Source organism: Rhodococcus sp. APC 3903, assembly GCF_030407755.1.
GTDB classification, from domain to species: Bacteria; Actinomycetota; Actinomycetes; order Mycobacteriales; family Mycobacteriaceae; genus Rhodococcus_F; species Rhodococcus_F erythropolis.
The window spans coordinates 93,764-120,374 of sequence record NZ_JASDCV010000005.1; the positions used below are offsets into that span (position 1 = coordinate 93,764).

Consider the following 26,611-nt stretch of genomic DNA (forward strand, 5'->3'; position numbering starts at 1 on the left):
ATGGATACCGACAAGAGGATCGATCCGCTGACCGGATCGCGAAGCCTGCCGGCAGGGGCGTTTCCCCTGTCAGCGGTGCAGCGCAGTATGTGGTTTGCGCAGCAACTTCACCCGACGGTGCCGTATTTCATTGCGCAGTACATCGAGTTCCACGGCGACCTGGACATACAACTGCTCAGCCGCGCTGCAGTGGAGGCCGCCCACGAGTTCGAGTCGCCATTTCTGCGGTTGATGTACCCCGATGGTGAGCCGTGCCAGATCGTGGACTTCACGATCGATCCGGGTATCGACTACTTCGACTTCCGCGAGCGTGAGAACCCTCGGCAGGCTGCGTCGGAGTGGATGGACAACGATTACGCGACGACGCTCGACTTGACGCGTGATCGTCTCGTCGAGATGACAATTCTCCAAACTGGCGATCGAGACTACTTGTGGTACACCAGGATTCACCACGTTGCTCTCGACGGATACAGCGGAATGACGATAGTGAATCGCATTGCCGCGATCTACACCGCAGCAGTCGAGGGCCGGGAGCCTGCGGTAAACAAGGCGCTCGACGTCACGACGCTGTCCGAACTCGATCAGAAGTACCGCGAATCGAGTCGGTTCGAGGCCGACCGCGAATACTGGGCCCGGCGAGTGTCCGGCGTCGAGCACGGTTCTACGTTGGCAACGCGTGAGGGACCTCCGACTGCGCGTAGCGAACTCGTCAGTGCCGCGATGTCGGCGAACAGCCTTGCTGCCTTGGACGAGTGGAATTCGCGTTCCGGTGCCACTGCGGCGGCGGTGCTGATTTCTGCACTGGCGTGCTATTTGTCTCGCAACACCGGCTACGACGACGTTCTGATAAATCTGCCGGTCTCGGCGAGGACCACGGCACCGCTGCAACGCTCCGGCGGAATGCTGGTCAACGTCGCGCCCCTTCACATCCACGTCGACCCCGACGAAAGCGTGGACGATCTGGTCGGGCGGGTCCAACTCGAACTCCTCGGCGCGCTTCGTCATCAGCGATGCAGTCTCGAAGACATCAGGCGCGATGCGGGCTTGGCGGTCGGCGATGCACGACTGTCCGGTCCGATGATGAATGTGATGCTCTTCCGGCAGGAGATAACACTGGGATCACTGACCGGCGAGTTTCACATCGTCACGTCGGGGCCCGTCGAGGATCTCCTGGTCAACGTGTACCAGAGTGGCGACCCAGCTCAGACGTTGATCGACTTTCGTGGCAACCCCAATCGCTACGGTCACGACGAACTGGTTGAACACCACCGGGCGTTCACTGAGTTGGTCGCAGAACTGACAGCAGCACCGGCCGGTACGCCGATGAACCGGATTCATCCGGCAAGCGCCGAGGCCGGGGCACGCAGTGCGCAGCGGAGGGAAACCGAAAGGTTCTGGGCTGGATATCTGGGGGACTCCGACGAGGGTTCGGCGCTGGGGCTCGAGCGAATCGACGCAGAATCGGAGCCGACCACTACGAATCGGCTCAGCTTCCCGCTCGATCCCGCGGTCGCCGAACTCGCGCGCACGGAAGGTGTCTCACTCTTTGCCGTTGTCCACGCGGCATTTGCGGCATTGTTGTCGAGATCGACCGAGCGCCGTGACGTGTTGATCGGAACGAGGACCGAGTGGGGGACTTCGCCGCTGCGCTGCGAGGTCGATCCGGCGGCGCCGTTCGACGAGTTCGTGAGTTTTCTTGCTCGAGAACGCGACACGTTGTTGGTTCGATCGGCGGCAGGTATCCCCGAGCTGCCCGAGTTGCACGTCCATCTCAACGACGGCTCGCAGGAGACCACGATTGCCGGCCTCGATGTGGCGATCGACGTCCACGCGGATACCGGCGCCCTCGAGGTGGCGTACTCCACGCAGCACTACGCCGAATCCACGGCCCGAGCCTTCCTCTCGCGACTGGTGCGGATCCTTGCGGGCGCAGCGGCAGCCCCGCTAACGCCGGTCGGAGATCTCGATCTTCTCGACGAGTTCGAGCGTGAGTCCCTGGTGCCGGCACGGGGAGCGGCTGCGTCCGCGCCGTTGACCCTGCCCGATATCCTCCGCCGGGCCGCGGCTGTGAACCCCGATGCCCCAGCGCTCGTTTTCGGTGATCGTGAGGTGAGCTACCGGGAACTCGACGCCGAGTCGAACACACTCGCCCGCGAACTGATCAACAGGGGAGTCGGCCCAGGCACCTACGTCGCCCTTGCACTGTCGAGGTCGATCGAATCGGTGACCGCGACGTGGGCAGTGGCCAAGACCGGCGGCGCCTTCCTTCCGATCGATCCGCACTACCCCGAGGATCGTATTCGGCACATGCTCACCGATTCGGGAGCTGTTGTCGGAATCAGCGTGGGGGAGCACCATGCCGGGCTCGCCGATTCGGTGGACTGGCTGCTTCTGGACGAATTCAGCACCGACGAACCGAACGCGTACCGCTCGGACGCACCGCTCGACGATGGCGAACGTCGCTCACGCGTTCGCTACGACGACCCGGCTTACCTGATCTACACCTCGGGATCTACCGGCGTCCCCAAAGGCGTCGTGGTCAGTCACCGCGGGCTGAGCAGCTTCGCCGACGAAGAACGAATCAGGTTCGGAGTCGAACCAGGCGACCGCACCCTGCATTTCTCGTCGCCGAGCTTCGACGCTTCGGTACTCGAACTTCTCCTTGCCTTCGGCGGCGCGGCGACGATGGTGATAGCGCCGCCCACCGTGTACGGCGGCGACGAACTGGCCCAGGTGATGCGCGTCGGCCGGGTGACACACGCTTTCGTCACCCCGGCCGCGCTGGCAACTGTTGATCCCGCCGGCCTACCGGATCTACGAGTGGTCGTGACCGGCGGCGACGCCTGCTCGCCCGCGCTGGTAGATCAGTGGTCACACGGACGCTCGATGTTCAACGCGTACGGACCGACCGAAACCACCGTCGTCGCCACCCTGACCGGACCGCTGAGCAGCGATGTTCCCGTCACGATCGGAAAGCCGATGCGCGGCGCCGCGGCCGTCCTCCTGGATTCGCGGCTTCAACCGGTGCCGATCGGTGTCGCCGGCGAACTCTATGTGAGCGGTATCGGTTTGGCGCGTGGATACCACGCGCGAGCCACGATCACGGCCGAACGATTCGTCGCCGACCCCAACGGCGTTGCGGGAGAGCGCATGTACCGCACGGGTGACCTCGCGCGGTGGAACGGCGCGGGTGAGCTGGAGTACCTCGGACGGAGCGACTTCCAGATCAAGATCCGCGGTTTCCGCGTCGAACTCGGCGAGATCGACGACGTACTGCGCCGCCATCCGAGCGTCGCGCAGGCCGTCACCGCCGGAGTTTGGGGCCCGAGTGGGGAAACACTGTTGGCGGCGTACGTCACGGCGGCTGAGGGCACGCACATCGACAACTCCGAATTGATCGCCCACGCCGGATCCTCGTTGGCAGCGCACATGGTTCCGTCGCGGATCGTCGTACTCGATTCCATTCCACTGACTCCCGCCGGAAAGATCGACAGGAAAGCATTACCGGACATCGATTCGGCTGGCGGCACGGCCGAATACCGTGCCCCCGAGACCTCGACCGAGAAGCGAATTTCTGCGGTGTTCTGCGATCTGCTCGGCATCACCAGGGCGGGAGCAGACGACAGTTTCTTCGACCTCGGCGGTGACTCGCTGATCGCGACCCGAGTCGTGTCGAGGGTCAACGGAGCACTCGGGACGACGCTGAGCGTTCTCGACCTCTTCGAGGCGCCGACCGTCTCCGCTCTGGCTGCTCGCGCAGACCTCGCGGACTCGCGGAACACGCGCGCCCCAGCACTGACGCGTATCGATCGCCCTGACCGGATACCGGTATCTCTGGCTCAGCAACGTATGTGGCTGACCAATCAACTCGATCCGAGTTCGCCGGCGTACAACATTCCGATCGCGGTTTCGATGACCGGCGATCTCGACGTCGACGCACTGTTCACCGCACTGCGGGACGTGATCGTTCGGCACGAGGTCTTGCGGACCGTTTTCCCCGAGAGCGCCCGTGGTCCGGTCCAGCACGTTCTCGGTGTGGACGAGATGTTCGATCATCTCGAGGTGGAAACGGTGCCTGCCGCAGCGGCCGCAGCGCGGGCGAGCGAACTGGCACGAACGGGATTCGACGTCAGCGAATCGGTGCCGATCCGCACCACTCTGCTCGAGGTGAACGAACGCGAGCACACCCTGGTCCTCGTCGTTCACCACATTGCAGCGGACGGCCTGTCGATGGCGCCGCTGGCTCGTGACGTGATGGTCGCTTACGCGTCGAGGGCGAGCGGGCGTGTACCGGCGTGGTTGCCGCTCGAAGTGCAGTACGGCGATTTCAGCGAATGGCAACGAGGAGCGCTCGGCGAAGCATCCGACCCGGATTCGATTCTCGCCGAGCAGTTGCGGTTCTGGTCGCACACTCTCGCCGAACGCGGTGAGCTCGCGGAACTGCCGATGGATCACCCGCGGCCTGCAGGTGTCTCGCTGCGCGGTGGAGATCTCGATTTCCGGATCGACTCCGCGACGTACCGCCGGGTCGGCGAGATCGCGGCGCGATGCGACGTCAGCGTGTTCATGGTGATCCACGCAGCGCTGGCCGTCCTGCTCAGTCGAGAATGTGGAGCGAACGACATCACGATCGGCACCCCGGTGGCCGGGCGTAGCGAGCGCGCCCTCGACGACGTCGTCGGAATGTTCGTCAACACGGTGGTGCTGAGGACGGTTCTCGACGGGGGACTCACCTTCGGTGAAGTTCTCACCCGCGTCCGGGACGTCGACGTGGCGGCCTTGCAGCACACCGAAGTGCCGTACGACGTACTCGTCGAATCCCTCGCAGAGCGCCAGGCACCGCTGTTCCAGGTCATGTTGGTGATGCAAGGCGCTGCTCCCGCCGAGGTCACCTTGCCCGAGCTCGACGTCACGGTTGACGAACTGTCCACGGGTGCAGCGAAGTTCGATCTTCAGGTCATTCTCACCGACCGCGGCGACCATCTCGACGGCCAGTTGAACTATGCCAGCCAACTTTTCGACTCGGACACCATGTCGGGCCTCGCTGATCGCTTCACGATGCTCCTCGACGCGGTAGCGGCCGACCCCGAATCAATCGTCGGCGACGTCGATCTCACAGCTGTGGGCGAGGCGGAACTGGTCCTCGAGCGCTGGAATGCCACCGAACACGCCGTACCGATCACCACCCTCTCCGACCTGGTGGCGGAGCAGGCAGCCCGGACGCCCGAGGGGGCCGCGCTCATCTACGGCGAGCGGACACTGACGTATGCGGAGTTCGACGCGAGGGTCAGTGAACTTGCCAGAACCCTCATCGCCCACGGTGTCGGCCCGGACATGCGCGTCGCGGTGTCGATTCGCCGGTCACCCGAACTACTCGTCGCGGTCCACGCCGTGATCCGTGCCGGTGCAGCGTATGTCCCGGTGGACCCCGACCATCCGGCCGAACGTATCGCGTACGTCTTCGACATCGCCGCACCGATCTGTGTGCTGAGCCGGCCCCAGGACCACGGCGCACTTCCCGCGCGAGTCCCGATCGTCGACGTCGATCTCGATCGTCCCGTGTCCACGACGGTGCCGATCACCGACGCTGATCGGATCCGACCCCTCCTCCCGGACAATGCTGCATACGTGATCTTCACGTCCGGATCGACCGGTCGGCCGAAAGGCGTTGCAGTATCACACCGTTCGATCGTCAATCGCCTTCTGTGGATGCAAGACGCGTACCCACTTCACGCGTCGGACGTGGTGCTGCACAAGACTCCGGTGACCTTCGACGTCTCGGTGTGGGAACTGTTCTGGCCCCTGCAGACTGGTGCGCAGTTGGTGATCGCGGAACCGGAGGGGCACCGTGATCCCGGGTACCTGTCGGCGTTGATGGCCGAAAAAGGCGTCACGACGGCGCACTTCGTTCCGTCGATGCTCGCGGAATTCGTCGCGGTCGCGACTGCCGGGCAGTGCGCAAGCCTGCGTCAGGTGTTCTGCAGCGGTGAAGCTCTCGCTCCCACCACCGCGGAGGCGTTCACCCGTCTGAGTTCTGCAGGATTGTTCAACCTGTACGGACCCACGGAGTCTGCCGTCGACGTGAGCGCCGCCGAATTCACCCCAGACATGACCGTCACCGTTCCCATCGGTGCGCCTGTGTGGAACACCCAGCTCTATGTCCTCGACGGGCGGCTGCATCCCGTTCCGGTCGGCGTTCACGGCGAGCTGTACCTGGCGGGAGTGCAACTGGCGCGTGGATACCTCGGGCGCAGCGATCTCACCGCCGACAGATTCGTGGCCGATCCGTACAGCCCGGCTGGCACCCGGATGTACCGAACCGGTGATGTCGTCCGGTGGCGCGCCGACGGGCTACTCGACTACGTCGGTCGACGCGATTTCCAGGTCAAGATCCGCGGCCAGCGCATCGAACTCGCCGAGGTCGAAGCAGCGTTGCTCAGGCTGCCCGGTGTCACGCAAGCTGCTGCTCTCGTCCATCACGACGACGTGGTCGGTGACAGCTTGGTCGGCTACGTCATCGCCGAGACCGTCACCTCGATCGACACGGACGGCATGCGCGCCGAGTTGAGAGGTCTCCTTCCCGCCTACATGGTTCCCACAGTGGTCATCGCCCTCGACGTGTTTCCGCTCGGCTCGACCGGCAAGCTCGATCGGAAAGCTCTGCCCGCGCCCAGCTTCGACAGCTCGCAGACGTATCTGGCGCCGAGAACACCGCTCGAAGCACAGTTGGCGGCGATCTTCGAGGAGCTTCTGGAATCCGGGGCAGTCGGTGTTCACGACAACTTCTTCGAGATCGGCGGAAACAGTCTCGTCGCTGCCCGAGCCGTGGCGCGCGTGAACGATTCACTCTCGTTGAACCTGTCGATCAGAGAGTTGTTCGACGCGCCGACCGTTGCGCAGTTGGCGGTCGAGTGCGCCACGGCGCGAGGGGGAGCAGCCGTTCTTCCGCTCGAGGCGTTGCCGCGGCCGCAGTCGATTCCGCTGTCGCTGGCCCAGAAGCGCATGTGGTTCGTCAATCAATTCGACGTCACCTCCGCGGCGTACAACGTGGCCATAGCGATCAGGCTGAGAGGCCGGTTGGACGTTGCGGCCTTGGAAGGCGCGATCACCGATGTGCTCGATCGCCACGAATCGCTGCGCACGCTGTTTCCCATGATCGAGGGAGTGCCGGCGCAGGTAATCGTGGAACCCGGTGAAGCGTTGGGGTCGCTACTGATTGTCGGCGCGAGCACCGAAGCGGTACTCGGGGAGATCGAACGCGTCACCTCGAGGGGCTTCGACGTGACGCAGGCTCCACCGATCAGGGCGGAACTGATCGAGGTCGACGCAGAAGATCACGTCCTGGCTGTGGTCGTCCATCACATCTGCGCCGACGGATTCTCGATGGCACCGTTGGCGTTCGACGTGATGAGCGCGTACTCGGCACGGCATCGAGGTGAGGCACCCGACTGGTCTCCTCTCCCGGTCCAGTACGCGGACTTCGCGATCTGGCAGGAAAGGGCTCTCGGACGGATAGACGAAGCGGAGAGCACCCTCGCCGGCCAGCTCGAGTACTGGACACGTCAGCTGGCAAGTGTGCCCGAGCTTCTCGCGCTCCCCGCAGATCGTCCGAGGCCGCGTGTACAGGATCTCTCGGGCGGCGTCGTTCGATTCGACATCGATGCCGGCATCCATCGTCGTCTGAGCGAAACCGCGATCGAACACCGAAGCAGTATGTTCATGGCGATCCACGCCGCCTACGCGGTGCTCGTGGCCAGATTGTCCGGCATGGAAGACATCACGATCGGCTCGCCGATCGCCGGACGCGGAAATGCCCTCCTGGATCCGATGGTCGGTATGTTCGTCGGAACGTTGGTCCTGCGCGCCGATGTCGACCCCGCAGCCTCGTTCACCGATCTGTTGGCCAGAGTTCGCAGCACCGACCTCGACGCCTTCGCTCACGCAGACGTCCCCTTCGAGCGCGTCGTCGATGCACTGGCTCCGGAGCGGTCGACTTCGCATTCCCCGTTGTTCCAGGTGATGCTGGAGTTCAAGAACACCAGTCGACCAGCAGTTCGTCTGACGGACCTCGAGGTCGAGGTCCTCGAACTCGAATCCGCCGTTTCGAATTTCGATCTGCAACTCACGCTTGCCGAGACATTCGACGACGACGGCCGGCCGGCGGGAATCGAGGCCGGGTTCACCTACGCGAGCGCCCTGTTCGACGAGTCGACGGTCGAAGGCTTCGCTCGATATCTTGTTCGGATCCTCGGTGCGGTGACCGAATCACCGCACACTCCGGTCGGCGACATCGATCTCGTGGTCGACACCGACACGATCAGCGTCGTGTCTGCACCGGAACTTCCCGACCAGGTTCACTTCTCGACGTTGCTCGAGCGGAAGTACGTCGACGAACCGCAGAGAACTGCACTGATTTTCGGCGACCGACATCTGACGTACTCCGATCTGGACCGCCGCGCCAATCGGCTTGCACGACTGTTGATCGGACGCGGGGCAGGTCCGGAATCCGTTGTCGCCCTGGCATTGCCACGCTCGCTGGAATCCGTGGTCGCGATCTGGGCGGTTGCTCGGACCGGCGCCGCATTCGTACCCGTCGACCCGGCGTACCCCGTCGACCGCGTACATCACATGATCAACGACTCGGGAGCGGGCGTCGTCCTCACCACCGCCGAGCACGTGGGTGTCGTCCCCGACGAGGCAGACGCAGTTCTGCTCGATCAGGCCGAGACACTGGCAACCCTCGCACAGTTCGGAGATCAGCGGCTGGAGGCCTCGGAACTGTCGGGGACGGTGTCTCTGGACAATCCCGCCTATGTCATCTACACCTCCGGTTCCACCGGCGTCCCCAAAGGTGTCATGGTCACTCACCGTGGACTTTCGGCACTCGCCGAACAGGAACGTAGTCGATTCGGGGTGGAATCGACGTCGCGCACGCTGCATTTCAGCTCACCGAGCTTCGACGCCTCGATTCTCGAACTCCTGATGGCCGTTGGTGCCGGGGCCACGATGGTCATCGCTCCACCGAGCATCATCGGCGGAACCGAACTGACGAGCCTGATCGCCGATCAGCACGTCACGCACGCCTTCATCACCCCGGCCGCTCTGGCCACGGTCGATCCGAGCGAACTGAACGAGCTGGTCTGCATCGGAACCGGTGGCGACGTCTGCCCGCCCGATCTCGTCGCCGCCTGGGTCAGTGATCACCGGATCATGATCAATGCCTACGGACCGACCGAATCGACGGTCGTCGCCAGCATCACCGAGCCGATGGCCCCGGCCGATCGAGTGACGATCGGCCGCCCGTCGACAGGCATCACTGCGTGGGTCCTCGACAATCGCCTGCACCGCGTCCCGGTCGGAGTGACGGGGGAGCTGTACGTCAGTGGCGACGGACTCGCCCGCGGTTACCGCAACCGCGCCGGCACCACCGCCGAACGTTTCGTGCCCAATCCCGCGGGCAGTGCGGGCACACGGATGTACCGCACCGGCGACCTCGCCAGGTGGAACAAGAACGGCGAACTCGAGTACCAGGGCCGAGGTGATTTCCAGGTCAAGATTCGTGGGTTCCGCATCGAACTCGGCGAGATCGAAGCAGTTCTGGCTCGCTATCCCGGGGTCGCGCATTCCGTGGTGACCACGCTCGAACGTGACGGAGGCGCCGCGCGAATCGTCGGATACGTCGTGCCCGCCAACGATGCTCAGACTGTGGATCCCGAGGCCGTCATCGCGTTCGCGGGTTCGGCTCTGGCCCCGTACATGGTTCCTGCGGCGGTGGTCGTGCTCGACGAACTGCCGATGACTGCCAACGGAAAGCTCGACCGCCGAGCCCTGCCGGTTCCCGACCTGCGAGCAACCCAGGCACGCTCGCGGGCTGCCGAGTCCGATACCGAGCGCACGCTGGCCGCCTTGTTCGTCGATGTCCTCGGTGTCGAATCGGTGGGCGTCGACGACTCGTTCTTCTCGATGGGCGGCGATTCGATCATGTCGATTCAGCTCGTCGCCCGTGCCCGCGACGCCGGGCTCGTGTTCACCCCGCGTGACGTCTTCGAGGTGAAATCGGTCGCCGGTCTTGCGGTTTTGCTGGCATCGACCAAGGACGACGAACCCGAGGTGCTCGAGGAACTTCCCGGAGGCGGCGTCGGCCACGTGCCGTTGTTGCCGGTGGCACAGTGGTGGCTCGACCGGCTCGGCTCCGATCTCCAGGGGCTCGATTCGTTCTCCCAAGCGACCCTTCTCAATGCGCCGCACGGGCTTCGCAGTGTGGAGCAGTTGACCGCAGCGCTTCAAGTCGTTCTCGATCGTCACGACATCCTTCGCGCGCGCCTCGAACTCGACGGCGAGCGCGGGCTCATAGTCGGCGATCCGGGATCTGTTGCAGCCGAGGACATCTGCCGGGTAGTCGAGGTCGAGGCCGAGCCGGGCACTGCCGTGTTCGACGCGGCGATCGTCGCCGCCCTGGGTGATGCACGTCGAGAACTCGACCCCGTCCGGGGCGAGATGGTGCGGGTCGTCTGGTTGTCCGGCGTACGCAACACCGGCCGGTTGCTCCTGGTGATCCACCACCTCGCGGTGGACGGCGTGTCCTGGCGCGTGCTCGTACCGGAACTTGCGTCCGCTTTCCACCGGATCGACGCCGGCGAGGAGCCGGAGCCGTCGTATTCGGGCACGTCGGTTCGTCGTTGGTCGCATGCGCTCCGTGACATCGCGCCCGATCGAAGAGTCGAATTGCCCCGGTGGCGTTCGATCCTCGAAGGTGACGACCCCCTGATCGGAACCCGGCCGCTGGACCCGCGGCTCGACACGTTCGATTCGGTCGGCCGAGTTGTCGCCGACGTGCCCGTCGAACTGTCCGACACAGTCCTGACCACGCTTCCCGCGCTCTTCGGTGGATCCGTCAACGACGGTCTCGTTGCTGCTCTCGCGCTGGCACTGACGCAGTGGAGGCAGGCACAGGGCATACGAACCGACAACGTGCTCGTCTCGATGGAAGGTCACGGACGCGAGGCTCACGTGGTGCCCGGTGCGGACGTCCTGCACACCGTCGGCTGGTTCACCAGTGTCTTCCCGATGCGAATCGACCTCGCCGACATCGACATCGCGAACGTGATGAGCAGCGGCCCCGAGGCAGCGGTGGTTCTCAAGCGGGTCAAGGAAGAACTGTTGGGAGTTCCGGACAGTGGCATCGGGTACGGAGTTCTGCGTTATCTCGACGAGGTGGGCCGAGCGGAACTGGAAGATCTCCGCCAACCGCAGATCTCCTTCAACTATCTCGGTCGTTTCTCCGGCACCGAAGCAGGAGAGTCGCTGGGGGACTGGGCACTGGCCCGTGACGTCGATCTGGAAGCGGCAGCTCGGTCCGAGATGCCCGTGGGTTCGGTCCTGGACGTCAATGTCGTCACCACCGAAATCTCGGGTGCACCGCACATCGGTGCCACTATCGCCTATCCCACCGGCGTGCTGGCAGAGCGCGATGCTCGCGCCATCGCCGAACTCTGGGTGCAGTCGTTGCGCGCTCTGGCCACCTACGCCGAACACAGCGAACGCGGGGGACTCACACCGTCGGACATCGACCTGATCGAACTGGACCAGGAGTCCATCGACCACCTCGAGCGCGAGTTCCCGACACTGACCGACGTCTGGTCCCTTTCACCGCTGCAATCCGGACTGCTCTTCCACGCCCGCTACGCCGAACACACAGTCGACGCGTACACCGTCCAACTCGCACTCGAACTCGACGGCGTCGACGCGTCCAGGTTGCACCGCGCCGCACAGGCGTTGCTCGACCGTCATGAGAACCTGCGAGCTGCGTTCACGACCGACACCGGTGGGCGATCGGTGCAGGTGATCAGCGCCGACGTGGACGTGCCGTGGACCGAGATCGACATCTCTCCGTTGGCCCCCACCGAACAGGCAACCGAGATACGCGAGCTCCTCCATGCGGATCGGGTGCGAGGCTTCGACATGGCCACGCCGCCCCTGCTGCGGTTCCTGCTTCTGCGAACCGGAGACGACGCGTATCGGTTGATCCTGACCAACCACCACATCCTCCTCGACGGATGGTCGATGCCGCTGCTGGTCCGTGACCTACTGACGCTCTACGCCACCGACAGTGATCACAGTGCCATCCCACGCGTGCACCCCTACCGGGACTATCTGAGCTGGATCAGCACTCGCGACGACAGCGTGTCGATCGAGGCCTGGGGCGAAGCACTCCGCGGACTCGGCGACCCGACGCTGCTCACCGGAACTCACGCCGTCGACGAGGACGGCGCCACCTCACGCTCGACCACCACAGCCCTCGGAGAACGTGAGACGGAACTTCTGCGTGGATTCGTCCGCTCCCGTGGCCTGACGACAGCCTCCTTGATCCAGGTGGCCTGGGGAATCGTGCTCGCCGAACTCCTCGGCCGCGACGACGTCGTCTTCGGTGGAACCGTCTCCGGCCGACCACCCCAGGTGTCCGGCGTCGAGTCGATGGTGGGTTTGTTCATCAACACTGTCCCCGTCCGAGTTCGCCTCGACCCGCGAGAGTCACTGGCAGCGCTGTGCGTTCGTGTCCAAGCGGAACAGGCGCGGTTGTCCGATCACCATCATGTGGGGCTTTCGCACATCACTTCGGCAGTGGGGGCCGCTGCATCGTTCGACACGCTGACTGTGTTCGAGTCGTATCCCGTCGACCGCGGTGGACTCTCCTCGGGCACCGACATCGCCGGAATGCACGTTCTCGACGTCCACGACGCCGAGGATGCCGCGCACTATCCACTCGCGATCGTTGCCTCTGCGGCAGACGGGCGACTGCGGCTCAAATTCGAGTATTTCCCGGGAGTCCTGGGCGATCACGACATCGACGCGATCGCGGACCGGCTGCTCCGCACCCTCGAACTGATCACCGCACAACCGGATCTTCCGCTGGCGAAACTGCGTTTGATGCCGGATTCGCAAGTGCAGCAATTGGTTCCCGCGCGCGGCCGGCAAGGCCGCTCGGTAAGGACACTCGATCGCATCTTTTCGGACACCGCGAGCAGATTCCCCGAACGGGTCGCACTGTCCTGTGGTGACAGAAAGATGACCTATCGAGAGCTGGACGAGGCGTCGAATCAGTGGGCGCGCGTGCTCATCTCGGAAGGCGCGGGCCCGGACTCACGGGTGGCGATCTGTGTGGAACGGTCCTTCGAATCCGTCGCAGCGGTCTGGGCGATCACCAAGACCGGTGCCGCCTTCGTGCCGATCGATCCTCGCTACCCGAGTGACCGGATCTCGTTCATGCTCGAGGACTCGGCATCATCGCTCGGAATGACCACGGCTGCAAATGCACCGGCCGGCGGTGGCGCAACGAAGTGGCTCGAACTCGACGACTCGGCGAACGCCACTCGGCTCTCCGGAGTGTCCACATCACCGCTACGCGAAGACGAGCGCCGGGGAACCCCGCGGCTGGAGAACACTGCCTACCTCATCTACACCTCGGGCTCGACCGGCCGGCCCAAGGGTGTCGTCGTCACGCACACCGGTCTCGAGAACTTCGCCGACGAACAGCGTCATCGCTACGGTCTCACGGAGAATTCACGCGCACTGCATTTCGCCTCGCCGAGTTTCGACGCCTCCGTTCTCGAGTATCTGCTCGCCTTCGCCGTCGGCGGCGCACTGGTCGTAGCTCCCACCACCGTCTACGGAGGAACCGAACTGGCCGACGTTCTCCGAGAGGGACATGTCACGCACGCGTTCATCACGCCCGCAGCGCTGACGTCGGTGGATCCCGAGGGACTCGACGAACTGACCACCATCACGGTCGGTGGCGAGGCTCCCTCGGCGGACCTGGTGCGCACCTGGGCGCCGGGAAGATCGTTCGTCAACGTCTACGGACCCACCGAAACCACCATCTCCTGCAACCTCAGTGACCCCATCCCAGCCGGTGAGAAGGTCTATCTCGGGCCGCCGAACCGCGGCTTCAGCGAGGTCGTCCTCGATCGCAGACTTCAACCGGTGTCCGTCGGAGTTCCCGGCGAACTGTATGTCGCCGGAGTTGGACTCGCGCGCGGCTATCACGGGCGTTCACCGCTGACGAGCGAACGATTTGTCGCCAACCCGTACGGCGAGCCGGGGGAGCGGATGTACCGCACCGGAGACGTGGTGCGCTGGCGCAGTGACCGCACCATCGAGTACCTCGGACGCAGCGACTTCCAGGTCAAGATCCGCGGGTTCCGTATCGAACTCGGCGAGGTCGACACGGCGTTGGGTCAGCTGCCCGGTGTGGAGTACGCGGTCACATTGGCGGTGCGCGGACCCTCCGACGAGCAGGCCTTGGCGGCATATGTCGTCTGCGACGACGAACGCCCGGTGAGCGCCGAGGACATCCGGGCGGCGGCACGGGAGCTACTGCCGGCACACATGGTGCCAGCGAGCGTCGTCGTGCTCGACGAGCTACCACTGACCGGCGTCGGCAAGGTCGATCGGGCTGCTCTTCCGGCGCCTCGCTTCGACACCGATCCCGAAACACTCGCTGCACCGGCGACCGAGCTCGAACGGCTGGTGGTGGGCGTTTTCGAGGACGTGCTCGGAGTGTCCCCGATCGGTATCGACACTCACTTCTTCGACATCGGCGGAAACTCACTGACCGCGACCCGCGTCATCGCCCGCGTCAACGCACTTCTCGGCACCGACATCGGCGTTCGAGGATTGTTCGAGTCTCCGACAGTTCGGCAGCTGTCTCGTCTGGCGGAGAGTGTCGGCCGCGGCGAGAACCCCAGACCACCGTTGACTCGGCGATCTCGCCCGGATCCACTGCCCGTGTCATTGGCACAGAAGCGGATGTGGTTCCTCAACCAGTTCGACGTGACCTCGCCGGCCTACAACGTTCCCCTGGCAGTGCGCCTCGACGGCGATCTGGACTTCGCCGCATTGCAGGCCGCGGTAGCGGACGTATTGGGTCGCCACGAGAGCTTGCGGACGAAGTTCCCCTCGATCGACGGACAGCCGGTGCAGCAGGTGATGTCCAGCGACGAGGTCATGCCGATCCTGGAGCCGGAAATCGTCACTGCTGCCAGAGTGCCCGATCGAATCCTCGAGCTGGCCTCGGCAGGCTTCGACGCCTCGGCCGAAGTTCCGATCCGCTGCGCGGTCCTGCGCGTCGACGGGGACGAGCGCAGGCACGTACTCGTGATCGTCGTCCACCACATCGTCGCCGACGGGTTCTCGATGAACCCCCTGGCAGCGGACGTGGCAGCGGCATATGCGGCCCGCAGCGCCGGCAGTGCGCCGAGCTGGTCGGAACTGGCCGTGCAGTACGGCGACTTCGCTGTGTGGCAGCACGAAGTGCTCGGCTCCGAGGAAGATCCGGACTCGGCTCTGACCCGTCAGCTCGATTACTGGAAGGACCGACTCGCGGGACTGGGCGAGCCGATCGCCCTGCCGACGTCGTTCCCACGTCCGGCAAAGCCGTCCATGGTCGGCTCTGTTCACCGGTTCGCGGTATCGCCGCAGACCCATCGGGCGCTGACCGACCTGGCCCGCGTGCACGGCAGCACCATGTTCATGGTCATGCACGCAGCACTGGCGGTACTTGCGGCACGCCTGGCCGGTACCGAGGACATCGCAATCGGTACACCTGTCGCCGGGCGCGGCGAGGCCGAACTCGATCACCTGGTCGGAATGTTCGTCAACACTCTTGTGCTGCGAACACAGATCACGCCCGACGCGTCGTTCGAGGACGTCCTCGCCCAGGTTCGCGAAGGCGACCTCGGCGCGTTCCAACACACCGACTTGCCCTTCGAAAGGTTGGTCGACGCACTCGCCCCGGAACGCTCGACGTCGCACACTCCGTTGTTCCAGATCCTCATCGAGTTCCGTAACAACGCGCTACCGCAACTCGAACTGCCAGGGCTGTCGGTCTCGGGAGTCGAGTTCGACCTACCCGTCGCCAAGTTCGATCTGCAACTCTCGGTCACCGAGCGTTACGACGCGGATGGCGGAACGGATGGAATCGACGCCGAATTCATCTACGCCACAGACCTGTTCGACGATGGATTGATCGAGTCGTTCTCGCGCAGACTGCTCACCCTCCTCGATGCGGTCTCCCGAGAGCCGTCGACTCCTACCGGTGACATCGACGTCGTGGGCGCCGGCGAGCGTCGACAGATGCTGACCGAGTGGAACACTCACGCCGAACCGGCTCCGGCCGACAACATCGCGGACCGATTCTTCGAAGCTGTTGCAGCACATCCGTCGTCGACCGCGGTCAACGACAGCGACGGCGCCATGACGTACGCCGAACTGGACGGGCGCGCGAACCGCCTGGCGCGGCTCCTGATCGGCCGCGGTATCGGTCCGGAATCCGTGGTTGCCGTTGCGATGCCCAGAACCACCGATCTCGTGCTCGCCCTCGTCGCCGTCATCAAAACCGGGGCGGCATACCTGCCGGTCGACATCACCTACCCGGCCGAGCGCATGCGATTCCTCTTCGACGACGCGCGGCCGGTATGCCTGGTCACGACCGGAGACTTCCGAAGCGACCTACCTTCGGAGATCATCGAATCCGGCATCGACATCGTCGAACTAAGATCGCCGGAGATCGCGGTACGCCTCGATCACTCCGCGCCACATCGCATCACCGACGCGGACCGGACGACACCACTTCTGCCCGACGCGATCGCGTACATCATCTACACCTCCGGATCCACAGGGCGCCCCAAAGGTGTCCAGGTCAGCCACCGAAACGTCCTGACTCTGATGGACAACACCTCCCCGACATTCGGGTTCGACAACACGGACGTGTGGACGATGTTCCACTCGTACGCATTCGACTTCTCCGTCTGGGAGCTGTGGGGGCCGCTGCTGCACGGTGGCCGGTTGGTCGTCGTCGACTACTACACGACCAGATCGCCGGACATGTTCCACGAACTGCTCCGCCGTGAGCGAGTGACGGTGCTGAACCAAACACCCACCGCCTTCTACCAACTCGCCGAAGCCGACCGTGCGTACTCACCGAACGGCACCGGTCCCGACCTTGCACTGCGCTACGTCGTCTTCGGTGGAGAAGCGCTCGATCTCGGGCAATTGCGCAAGTGGTACGACCGGCGGGCCGACACGGCGCCGACGCTGGTCAACATGTACGGGATCACCGAGACGACAGTGCACGTCAGTCGAATCGCGCTCGACCGCAACGACAGCGAGCACGCGTCGGCGAGCATCATCGGGCGAGCAGTACCAGGATTGTCCGTCTACGTACTCGATCGGCGACTGAACCTGGTGCCACCAGGTGTTGTCGGCGAAATGTACGTCGCCGGTGACCAGGTGACTCGGGGATACCTCGGGAAACCCGCATTGACTTCGGTGCGGTTCCTTCCCGATCCATTCGGTAGTTCGGGGGATCGAATGTATCGGAGCGGGGACCTGGCGAGGTGGAACGACGCGGGGCAGTTGGAGTACGTGGGCCGCAGTGATTTCCAGGTGAAGGTGCGTGGTTTCCGCATCGAACTCGGAGAGATCGAAGCCGCAATGCTCCGCTGCCCCGGCGTCGCTGCCTCGGTGGCACTTGTTCGCACAGAGGGAGCGTCACCGCGGATCGTCGGGTACGTGGTCGCCGAAACAGGCAATACCGTCGATTCAGCGACGGTGACCGACTTCGTCGCCGCCGAACTCGCGGAGTACATGGTGCCCACCGCGATCGTCGTCCTCGAATCACTTCCGCTGACGGTCAACGGAAAGCTCGACCGACGCAGCCTCCCGGCTCCGGACTTCACCGTGACGGGAACAACCGAGGCGACGCGGGCACCAGCCACCGCCACCGAAGCGGTCCTCGCGGACCTCTTCGGAGAGGTTCTGGGGCGGGGCGGTATCGGAGTGGACGATTCCTTCTTCGGCCTCGGCGGCGATTCGATCATGTCGATCCAACTCGTCTCACGGGCGAAGTCCGCAGGCCTCATCTTCACTCCGCGGGACGTCTTCGAAGCGAAAACCGTGGCCGGCCTCACCAAGGTCCTCCTCATCGAATCATCGGAAACCGCACCGGTTCTCACCGAGCTACCCGGCGGGGGAGCCGGCCCGCTACCGCTCACACCGATCATGGAGTGGCTCGTCGAACGCAGTCGCGGTGACCTGAGCACGATCCGCAGTTACAGCCAGAGCGCGCTGATCGCACTGCCCGCGGATGTGTCCGGCCCCGCGCTGGAGCGCGCACTACAAACGATCCTCGACCGCCACGACGTACTGCGGGCACGTCTGGAGGCCGCGACTCACCAACTCGAGATCAGCGAACCCGGCACCGTCGCAGCCTCCGACATCTTGCACCGAACCCCCATCGTGTCCACCGGCGGCGAAGAATTCCTGCGCGCGGCAGAAGCCGCGATGCAGGACGCATCCAGCCGACTCGATCCCGAGCACGGCAAGATGATCAGCGCAGTCTGGTTGGATCCGGTCAGCGCGAACGGCAACCGGCCTGAGGCGGGACGGTTGCTCCTGGTACTTCATCACCTCGCGGTCGACGGTGTGTCCTGGCGAATGCTGGTCCCCGGCCTGGTCACGGCATATGCGTCGGCGTTCGACGGCGAAACACCGATTCTTCCGCCCGGCGGAACGTCGATACGTCGCTGGGCGACAGCGCTCGCCGAGACCGCCGCAGATCGACGCGACGAGATCGACCTGTGGTCGAGGATGCGGACCGACGAACCAATGCTCGGAACGCGCAGGCTCGACCCCGCGGTCGACGTCGGAGCCACCGTCGACCGCGTCAGCGTCGACGTACCGACCTCGGTGACCGAGAACATCATCTCGGCGGTGCCACGACATTTCGGAGGCTCGGTGAACGACGGGCTGCTTGCAGCTCTCGCGATCGCCGTCACCGCCTGGCGTCGATCGCGCGGACAGCGCAGCGGGGAAGTGCTCGTCAATCTCGAGGGACACGGGCGCGAGGAGAACGCAGCGCCTGGCGCAGACCTCTCGCGCACAGTCGGTTGGTTCACCACCTTGTTCCCCGTCCGGATCGATCTCACCGGACTCAATGTCGTCGATGCACTGTCCGGGGGATCAACCGCGGCCTCCGCTGTGAAAGTCGTCAAGGAAACGCTGCTCGGTCTGCCGGACAACGGCATCGGGTTCGGGATGCTCAAGTACCTCGACCGGAACGAAGAACTACAGGAGTTGCCCACACCTGAGATCTCGTTCAACTACCTCGGACGTTTTGCCGGCTCGGACCCCGAGCACGGCGAGGTGCCGTGGCTGCCGATCTCGGAAGTGACGCTCGACGAAGCGCACAGCGGAGATCTTGCCGCCGCGTCGGTGCTCGACATCAATGCCGTCACCACCGACACCGCGCACGGTCCGATTCTACGCGCTACGTGGTCCTTCCCCCGCGGCATCCTCAGCGAGGCCGAAGTCACGGAACTGGCGGAGCTCTGGTCCCGAGCACTCGGCTCGTTGAGTGAATACGTGGACGAACACTCCGAACGCGAGCTCACGCCCACCGATCTCGATCTCGTCACCGCGGATCAGCAGAGCATCGAACAGCTCGAGCGTAGGTTCCCCGACCTGACCGATATCTGGTCACTGTCACCGCTGCAGTCGGGCATGCTCTTCCACGCCCAGTTCGACGAAACGGAAATCGATCCGTACATGGTGCAACTGACCCTCGAACTCGGGGGTCGGGTGGAGGCGCCGCGCCTGCGTCGCGCCGCGCAGGCCTTGGTTGATCGTCATCCGAGCTTGCGCGCGGGATTTGTCTCCGCGCCGGGAGGGCGGGCGCTGCAGGTAATCCGTTCCGGTGTCGAGATCGGCTGGGCCGAGATCGACCTGTCCGGGACCGAGGACAGTGAAGTCGCGTTCGCTCAGCTGCTCGAGCGTGATCGCGCTCAGCGTTTCGACATGGAAACAGCACCCCTGATCCGGTTCATGCTCGTACGATTCGGACCGGACACAGCACGCTTCGTCGTGACGAACCACCACATCCTGCTCGACGGCTGGTCAACCCCTCTGTTACTTCGAGACCTGCTCACTCTCTACGCAACCGACGGCGACCCCGAGATTCTGCCCAGAGTTCAGTCGTATCGCGACTACCTCACCTGGATCTCGAAGCAGCACCCCGACTCTTCTCTGCGAGCCTGGCAGGAAGCGCTACGAGGAGTGGACTCATCCACCCAACTCTCGCAAGCGAGCACCGCCGCCGAAACCGTTGCCAGTGACATTCACTCGTACTCGCTGCCGACCGAACGAGCCGAGACCCTTCGGGCGTTCGCGCGAAGCCGCGGATTGACAATGGCAACCCTGGTCCAAGTGGCCTGGGGAATCGTGCTCGCCGAACTCCTCGGCCGCGACGACGTCGTCTTCGGTGGAACCGTTTCCGGACGCCCACCACAGGTGTCCGGTGTGGAATCGATTGTCGGCCTGTTCATCAACACCGTGCCCGTCCGAATCCGACTCGACGCCCGAGAAACCCTCGCGGAACTGGCCATTCGCGTCCAATCCGAGCAAGCGTCACTACTCGACCACCACCACATCGGACTGTCGGACATCGCGGGAGCAGTGGGCGCCGCCGGTTCATTCGACACCCTGACGGTATTCGAGTCGTATCCCGTCGACGAGGCAGCCCTGACCGCCGAAACCGACATCGCGGGAATGCACGTCCTCGGCATCGACGGACGCGACTCCGCGCACTATCCGATGGCCGTTGTCGCGTCGGAAAGTGACACGCTGAACCTGAAGATGGAGTACTTGCCGACGCACTTCTCCGCCCGCGAAGTCGCGAAGATCACCGAGCGCGTGGGCATCGTCCTCGAGCAGCTGGCGTCGGCGCCGGATCAGCCGCTGGCCCGCCTGCAGGTTCTCACGGAGTTCGAGAGCCGTGATCTTGCGCCGGTCTTCGGATCCCCGGGTCGCTCCGCTCGTACGTTCCCGGAAATACTCGCCGACGTCTCCGCCACATATCCCGACCGCATCGCGCTCTCGGCCGGCAGCCGTTCCATGACCTACATCGAACTGGACCGACGCTCGAACCAGTTGGCCAGAGCCATGATCCGCCGCGGCGCCGGGCCCGAGACGTCGGTGGCTATCGGCATCGAAAGATCCGTCGAATCAGTACTCGCGGTGTGGGCAGTGGCCAAGACCGGCGCAGCGTTCGTCCCCGTCGACCCCACCTATCCGGCCGACCGAATCGAACACATGCTCAGCGACTCCGAGGTGTTGTTCGGGTTGACCGTCGTCGACGCCATCGACACATTGCCACCCATCGTGTCCTGGTTGGTGCTCGGAGAGGAAGCATTCGACGACGACGTCGCCACAAGCTGCACGCTGCCGATCGCCCAGGACGAACGGCTTGCACCGGTGGTCATGGACAACGCCGCCTACGTGGTCTACACCTCGGGATCCACCGGCCGACCCAAGGGAGTTGTCGTCACCCACACCGGACTCGACAGCTTCGCGCTCGATCAGCAACGTCGATTCCACGCCGATCACCACTCTCGGACCCTGCACTTCGCCACCCCCAGCTTCGACGGAGCCATCTTCGAGTACCTGCAGGCATTCGGTGTCGGAGCAACCATGGTGATCGTCCCGACCGACATCTACGGCGGCGCCGAACTGGCAAGTCTGATCCGCCGCGAACACGTCACTCACGCGTTCGTCACCACGGCGGCACTCGCCACCGTCGATCCGGCCGGCCTGGACGAATTCCGGCACGTCGTCGTCGGGGGAGAGGCTCTACCACCGCACCTCGTCGGTCTGTGGGCACCCGGGCGGGAATTCGTCAATGCCTACGGCCCCACCGAGACAACCGTCATGGCAGACATCAGCGAACCCATGACAGTGGGTGCACCCATCACGATCGGTGGCCCGATCCGCGGTGTGCACGAGATGATCCTCGATTCGCGCCTGCAACCGGTGCCCGTCGGAGCTCCCGGTGAGCTGTACATCGCCGGCATCGGCCTGGCTCGCGGCTACCACCGGCGTCCCGGCTTGACCAGCGAGCGATTTGTCGCCGACCCCTTCGGCAAGCCAGGCGACCGGATGTACCGCACCGGTGACATCGCCTCCTGGCGAAGCGATCACACCATCGAGTACGTAGGCCGCAGCGACTTCCAGGTCAAGATTCGCGGATTCCGTATCGAACTCGGTGAGGTGGACGCCCAGATCACTGCAATGGCAAGTGTCACGAACTGCGTGACACTCGGCGTCGACGGACCGGCCGGCGCAACCGTTCTCGCGTCTTACCTCACCGTCGAGGAAGGGTCGACGCTGACCGGCGCAGAGATCACCGCGCACCTCGCCGGACGTGTTCCCTCGCACATGGTTCCGGCCAGCATCATGATCGTCGACGAGCTACCGCGCACCGCGGTCGGCAAGCTCGATCGAAAAGCGTTGCCGACCCCGGAGTTCACCGGAACCGGCGTGGAATTCCGGGCTCCCGGCACCAGCCTCGAGCGTCGGATCGCCGACGCCTTCATCGATGTACTCGGCGTCGAGCAGGTAGGCGTCGACGACAACTTCTTCGAACTCGGCGGCAACTCGCTGATCGCCACTCGCGTGGTCTCGCGGCTCAACTCCGCACTGAACATCGACGTCGGGGTGCGCGTGCTCTTCGAGGCACCGACGACAGCTCAGCTCGCCGAACGGCTTGCCGACGCTGTCACTGCCGTCGGCACTGTGCCGCTCACTCCCATGGAGCGCGACGGTAACGTCCCGCTCTCGTTGGCGCAGAAGCGCATGTGGTTCCTGAACCAGTTCGACACACGCTCAGCCGCGTACAACATCCCACTAGCTGTTCGCCTCACCGGTGACCTCGACGTCACCGCCATGCAACAGGCGATCGCCGACGTCGTCGAGCGGCACGAAACCCTGCGGACGGTGTTCCCCGCCGTCGGCGGCGATCCGATTCAGAAAGTGCTCACCGCCGACGAGGCCGTACCGCCGGTTCGTGAAATGACGTTGGGGGAGCACGAACTGGCAGAGCGCATGCAACGACTCGCCACGACCGGCTTCGACGTGTCGGTGGACCTGCCGCTGCGCGTCGCGCTCTTCCGGCTCGACACCGATGAACCCGTTCACATTCTGTTTGTCGTGGTCCATCACATCTGCGCCGACGGTTCGTCGATGGCGCCGCTCGCACGCGACGTGATGACGGCCTACCTGGCGCGCACGGCAGGAACCGAACCCACCTGGGCGCCACTCGAAGTGCAGTACGCGGACTTCACGTTGTGGCAGCACCGCGTCCTCGGATCGGAAGACGATCCGGAATCCGTCATCAGTCGCCAATTGCGCTACTGGAGTGAGCAACTCGCCGGCCTCGACGACGTCATCGCACTGCCCACCGACCACCCGCGGCCCGTGCAACAGACCTTCCACGGCGACCGATTCACCTTCGACATCGACGCCAACACCCACCGCGCCCTCGCGGACCTCACCAGGGCAAACGGAGTGACGATGTTCATGGCTCTGCACGGCGCACTGGCCGTGCTGATGTCGAAGCTGTCCGGCGCCGAAGAGGTCACCATCGGCACACCGATCGCCGGCCGCGGTCAGGCAGCGCTCGACCATCTCGTCGGAATGTTCGTCAACACGCTGGTCCTGCGCACAGGCGTCGACCCCGACATCACGTTTGCCGAACTGGTGGAACACATCCGGGAAATCGATCTGGCCGCATTCCAGAACTCGGATCTGCCATTCGAACGGCTCGTCGACGTCATCAATCCGACCAGATCCACGTCGTACTCACCGTTGTTCCAGGTCGCCCTCGAACTTCAGAACAACGAACCAGCGCATTTCCACTTGCCCGGCCTCGATATCGAAGGCCTCACCGTGGAAACCGAATACGCGAAGGAAGATCTCGAACTGATCGTCGACGAGAAGTTCGACGAGTCCGGCGCCCCGGCCGGGATGTCCGCTGCCTTCGACTTCGCAACCGATCTCTTCGAACCCGCCACCATTCGGCGCTTTGCCGACCGCCTGCGTCTGATCCTCGACACTGTCGGACGCGAACCCGCAACACGTATCGCCGACATCGGCATCCTCGCCGCCGACGAAACAGCAGCCCTGGTGCCGGCATCCGGTGCAGCAGCGACTCGCGTGCAGGTGTGGCCGGAGATCCTCGCCGAGGCAGTCGCCTCGAACCCGGATGCTCCAGCTCTCTCGAGTCGCGAGGGGTCGATGACCTACCGCGAGCTCGACGAGGAATCGACGAAGCTGGCTCGAGCGTTGTGCCGGCGCGGTGTCGGACCCGAAGATTTTGTGGCGCTGGGTCTGCCGCGGTCCACGGCGGAGATCGTCGCCATCTGGGCGGTCACGAAAACCGGAGCAGCATTCTTGCCGGTCGACCCGAACTATCCAGACGATCGCATCAACCACATGCTCGACGATTCGCGGGCCGTACTCGGCATCACCGACGACGCTCACCGCAGTCAACTTCCCGACACGGTCGAGTGGATGGTCCTCGATGAAGCGCAGACCGTCGACGAGATCGACGGCCAGAGCGCCGCCGCGATCACCGACCTCGACCGCACGATCCCCTTGCATCACGGGCATCCCGCGTACCTGATCTACACCTCGGGTTCAACCGGGAAGCCGAAGGGCGTCATCGTCACCCACCTCGGTTTGTCCAACCTCAACGCGGAGGAACATCAGAGATTCAACGTCCAGCCCTATTCGCGTATCTCTCACTTGGCATCACCGAGCTTCGACGCCTCGGTCTTCGAACTCATGATGGCGTTCGGCAGCGGAGCGTGCCTGGTCGTCATCCCACCCACGGTCTTCGGCGGATCCGAACTGGCCGAAATCTTTGCCGACGAACACGTCTCACACGCGTTCATCACGCCGACCGCGCTCAGCTCCATCGAAAGCTCCGCGCTGCCAGAACTCCGCGTGCTCGCAGTCGGTGGCGAAGCCTGCCCACCCGAACTCGTGGACATCTGGGGCCGCGACCGCCGCATGTTCAACGGATACGGACCTACCGAATCCACCATCCAGGCCAGCGTCAGTGAACCCATGCGGCCGGGCAAGGACATCAACATCGGCCGACCGGCCATCGGCTTTGCCGGCCTGGTCCTCGACGGGCACCTCAAGCCCGTGCCAGTGGGAGTCATCGGGGAGCTGTACGTGACCGGCCCCGGACTCGCCCGCGGGTACCACAATCGTCCCGACCTCACCGCCGACCGATTTGTCGCCGATCCGTTCGGCGAACCAGGCCAGCGGATGTACCGCACAGGCGACCTGGTGCGCTGGCGCTCCGACAGCACACTCGAATACCTCGGCCGCAGCGACTTCCAGATCAAGGTCCGCGGATTCCGCATCGAGCTCGGCGAAATCGACTCAGTCCTGATGGCACACCCATCCGTCTACTTCGCCGCAACACTTGGGCACGAAGCGCCGTCGGGGGAGACGATGATCGCCTCCTACATCCAGCCTGTGGAAGGACAGACCGTCGACGACTGGGAGCTTCGCCGCCACCTGTCTTCTCGCCTGCCTGCGCACATGGTTCCCGGCGCGATTGTCGTCGTCGACCGAATTCCGGTGACACCGGTCGGCAAGCTGGACCGCAAAGCGCTGCCGACGCCGAGCTTCGAGCGTCGTACAGTCCCGTACGCGCCGCCGACCAACGACACCGAACGAACGGTCGTCGACATCTTCGAGACCGTGCTCGGTCACGAGCACATCGGCGTCGACGACGACTTCTTCGAACTGGGAGGAACGTCGATCGTCGCCACTCGAATAACCATCGAACTCGAGAAGCGCCTCGGGATGCGAGTGCCGTTGCAATCGCTTTTCCTGGATCCGACACCGGCCGGTGTCGCCCGGGCGGCTGACGGAATGGACGCACACTCGCCGGACGATTCTTCGGATCTGCTCGCCCCGATGATCACGCTGCGCGCCGGATCCGATCGAGCACCACTGTTCTTCGTCCATCCGGGTATCGGATTGTCCTGGGGTTATGCAGAATTCGTCAAGCACCTAGAGCTGGATCAACCCGTATACGGTCTTCAGTTACCGTCCCTGAGCGGCGGACCCAGCTTCGACTCGCTGACCGAACTCGCCGACGACTACGCGAATCGCATTGCAGCCGTGGTACCGACCGGCCCGATCCATCTGGCCGGCTGGTCGCTCGGCGGCGTCATCGCACACGCCGTGGCGCACAGTCTCACTCGGAGCGGACGTGACGTGACGTTGTCGATCCTCGACAGCTATCCGTCGTCGGATTCCGATCAGCCCGCAGAACTCTCGGTCTCCGAGCTACTGGCCGGGCTCGCGATGCCGGCGGGATCCAAGCCCGTCGAAACCTTCGAAGAAGCGGCGGAATTGCTGGAGCAGACCCTGGGCGCCGGAATCGGAATCGAAGCGGAGCATCTAGCGCGGATCAGTCGCGGTTACTCCCACTCCGTCGAATTGACGAATCGGCACCAACCGCCTGTCCACCTTGGAGCCATCGACTTCTTCGTAGCCGGAAGATCTACGGAGAACGGACACGACGTGGCCGAATGGCGAAGGTTTGTGCAAGGCGACATTCGAGTCACCGAAGTCGATTGTGAACACAACCAGATGATCGAACCGGGTCCGGCGGCAAGCATAGCTGTACGATTGCGGGAAGTTATCGCTCAGTGGGGTGTCTGAACCAGGTTCGACATGGGTATGAGTGAAACACACA

Annotated in this window: 1 protein-coding gene; it reads left to right on the top strand. The window is 64.3% G+C overall.

Annotation, left to right across the window (positions count from 1 at the left end; all coding sequences use genetic code 11):
* The gene (locus tag QMA15_RS08945) at nt 1-26,577 is read left to right on the top strand and encodes a non-ribosomal peptide synthase/polyketide synthase (protein ID WP_290284026.1); all 26,577 of its coding nucleotides are present in this window, start codon (nt 1-3) and stop codon (nt 26,575-26,577) included.
* The last annotated feature ends 34 nt before the right edge of the window (nt 26,578-26,611 follow it).

Bases quoted from the DNA above. Each gene is read 5' to 3' on its own strand.
- QMA15_RS08945 (WP_290284026.1), top strand. From the start codon at position 1: ATGGATACCGACAAGAGGATCGATCCGCTGACCGGATCGCGAAGCCTG.